The 2,776-nt window shown below is 46.9% G+C and carries 2 protein-coding genes and 1 pseudogene; all 3 read left to right on the top strand.

What is annotated here, in order from left to right:
- A pseudogene (locus HCJ54_RS15230) lies at positions 1-210 on the top strand (hypothetical protein); the annotation flags it as partial.
- On the top strand, positions 194-1,516 hold the full coding sequence (locus HCJ54_RS15225) for a nucleotide sugar dehydrogenase (protein WP_187138254.1): 1,323 nt from the start codon (positions 194-196) through the stop codon (positions 1,514-1,516). The pseudogene HCJ54_RS15230 and the gene HCJ54_RS15225, both read left to right, overlap by 17 nt.
- Before the next feature lie 52 nt (positions 1,517-1,568).
- Positions 1,569-2,776 (top strand): polysaccharide biosynthesis protein (locus HCJ54_RS15220; RefSeq protein WP_187138253.1); only part of this gene is annotated, 1,208 nt, incomplete at its 3' end.

Raw genomic sequence — 2,776 nt, 5'->3', positions numbered from 1 at the left:
GTCATCTTATGGATTTACGACAGCATCGCGAAACATAATCACTTCCTACTCAGTGTCGTACTTCTCGCCATGCCCATTTGGAGCTTGATCGATTCCTCTCTCATCACGACTTTCCTGACACACGGCCTACTCCTCGCGATCATCATCAATTATTTACTCACCGCCAAAAAAACGGATAAAGGAGCACAAATTAATGAAGCCACAACATAAAGTACAAATCGAAAATCGCACTGCCAAAATTACGATTATGGGTCTAGGCTATGTCGGACTTCCGCTTGCCGTATCATTCGCCAAAGCAGGGTTCACCGTGACAGGCTACGATCCAAGCGCTAAAAAAGTAGCCACAATCAACGCTGGCACATCCGATATTAGCGATATCCCATCAGAAATCGTAAGCGAACTTGTCACAAAACAAAAATTAACCGCGACAACCGATGCGACAACCATCAAGCAAGCCGATATCATCATCATCTGTGTCCCAACACCGCTAACCGCTTCATTTGAACCAGATATGCGTTTTATCGAGTCAGCGATGACAGCTATTTCTCCAAACCTCAAAAAAGGCGCCCTTATCGTCTTAGAAAGCACCACATATCCAGGAACAACGCGCGAAGTCATCAGTCAAGGTTTCGAAAAGCAAGGTTTGCGCCTAGACACAGACTTTTTCGCAGCCTATTCACCAGAACGTGTCGATCCTGGCAACAAACGTTTTACTGTTCAAAACACACCGAAAGTAGTCGGTGGCATCAGTGAAGCCTCTAAAGATTATGCGGTAAACGTCTACGATCAGATTATCGATCAAGTTGTTCCCGTCAGCACGACTGAAATTGCCGAAATGAGTAAACTACTGGAAAACACATTCCGTAGTGTCAACATCGCTTTTATCAACGAGATGGCGATGTTAGCCGAGAAATTAGATATCAATATTTGGGAAACGATCGATGCGGCCGCGACGAAACCATTTGGCTTTATGAAATTCACGCCAGGCCCTGGAATTGGCGGTCACTGTATCCCGCTTGACCCGATGTATCTGTCATGGAAAGCCAAATCATCCAACTTCTTTAGTCGTTTCATCGAGTTATCGCAAGATGTCAACAAGAACATGCCGGAGCACGTTGCCCGCAAAGCAATGATGGCGCTAAACAAGGAAGGGAAGTCCTTAACAACAAGTAAAATTCTGCTTGTCGGAATGGCGTACAAGGAAAATATTTCAGACTTACGCGAATCACCAGCGTTGGATATTCACGAATTGCTGACGAAACAACGAGCGACTGTGGATTTTCTAGATACGCGCGCTACCTCTTTTATCGATCATGAAAACGGAACGCAACAAAGTATTCCGCTCGATTACGATCGTGTCGCCGCATATGATTTAGTCGTTTTACTCACGTGTCATGAAGATATGGACGTGACGAAGATTGCCACGAATGCGACGGCGATTTTAGATACGAAGAACTTTTTAGGAAGAACGTTTGCGGACAAAACGACAGCCCTTGGTTTTGATGCTAATTTATAAAATGTGAGTCCACGGTGAGATATCCGCTGGCGGAAAGTGGAGGTAATGAAGAATGGAAATTTTGAGGAGAGTTGGTCTTTGGTCGATGGTGGATACGAGTATGATTTGGTTGGCCGCAGTGCTTGCATTTTATGGTGCGGCGAACGGGAATCCGGTAGTGACTGCCGTCGTGCTGACTGTCGCTTACCATATTTTCGCGGTAGGGTTTCGGTTACAAGGCAGGACGTGGACACATACGAGTGTAAAAGACTTAGTCGCCATCGTAAAAGTGGTGAGCCTGGCATTCGCGGTAAGTATGTTTGTAGTCGTTGCTATGACAGGATTTGCTAACCTCGAGATTCGCTTCTTCCTCTTCCTTTTTATCGCCCAGTTGTTATTGATCGGTGGCACGCGTTTGCTGGTAAGGTTACGCCGCGATCGTTCGCAACACAGGGTGCAGAGCCAATCGGTGCGCACGCTCATCATCGGTGCCGGTGAGGCGGGAACGCAACTAGTGCAACAACTGCAAAAAGATGCGAAATCAGATGTGCGCCCAGTCGGATTTATTGATGATGACAAGAAGAAGCAGAAGACGAGATTGCTAGACGTGCCAGTACTTGGCGGGATGGAAAACTTGGCGGTGCTTGTCGCTAAAACACAGGCGGTACAACTGATTATCGCGATGCCATCGATGCCAAGCACGACGCTTCAAGCGATTACCAAGCAAGCCGTGGCAACGGGACTCGTCATAAAAACGATGCCGAAAATGGCAGATATTTTGTCGGGCAAACTGAGCGTGAGTCAGGTGCAGGAAGTCGATGTCGAGGATTTACTTGGACGCGATCCCGTACAGCTAGACTTAGCCAAAATTGCGGATAACTTGACGAACAAAACCGTATTAGTAACGGGTGCCGGTGGTTCGATCGGTTCAGAAATTTGTCGCCAAATCATGGACTTTGAGCCGAAAAAGATTTTGCTATTAGGACATGGCGAGCATTCGATCTACCAAATTCATCGCGAACTAGGAGAACGGACATCCAACGTCGAATTATTACCACTCATCGTGGATATCCAAGACATCAAGCGTCTGCGTGACGTGATGACAACTCATTTGCCCGATGTGATTTATCATGCCGCGGCGCATAAACATGTGCCGCTTATGGAAGCGAATCCACTAGAAGCTGTGAAGAATAACATCTACGGGACGCGAAATGTCGCGCAAGTCGCGCATGAAATCGGTGTAGAGAGTATGGTGATGGTTTCATCGGATAAAGCGGTGAA

The organism is Listeria grandensis (genome assembly GCF_014322885.1).
Classification (GTDB): domain Bacteria; phylum Bacillota; class Bacilli; order Lactobacillales; family Listeriaceae; genus Listeria_A; species Listeria_A grandensis.
The sequence above is the reverse complement of the archived record's forward strand: the minus strand, read 5'-3'. Positions and strand labels throughout refer to the sequence as shown.

What these genes read in the sequence shown, in the direction of transcription:
- HCJ54_RS15225 (WP_187138254.1), top strand. Translation starts at nt 194, where the DNA reads ATGAAGCCACAACATAAAGTACAAATCGAAAATCGCACTGCCAAAATT.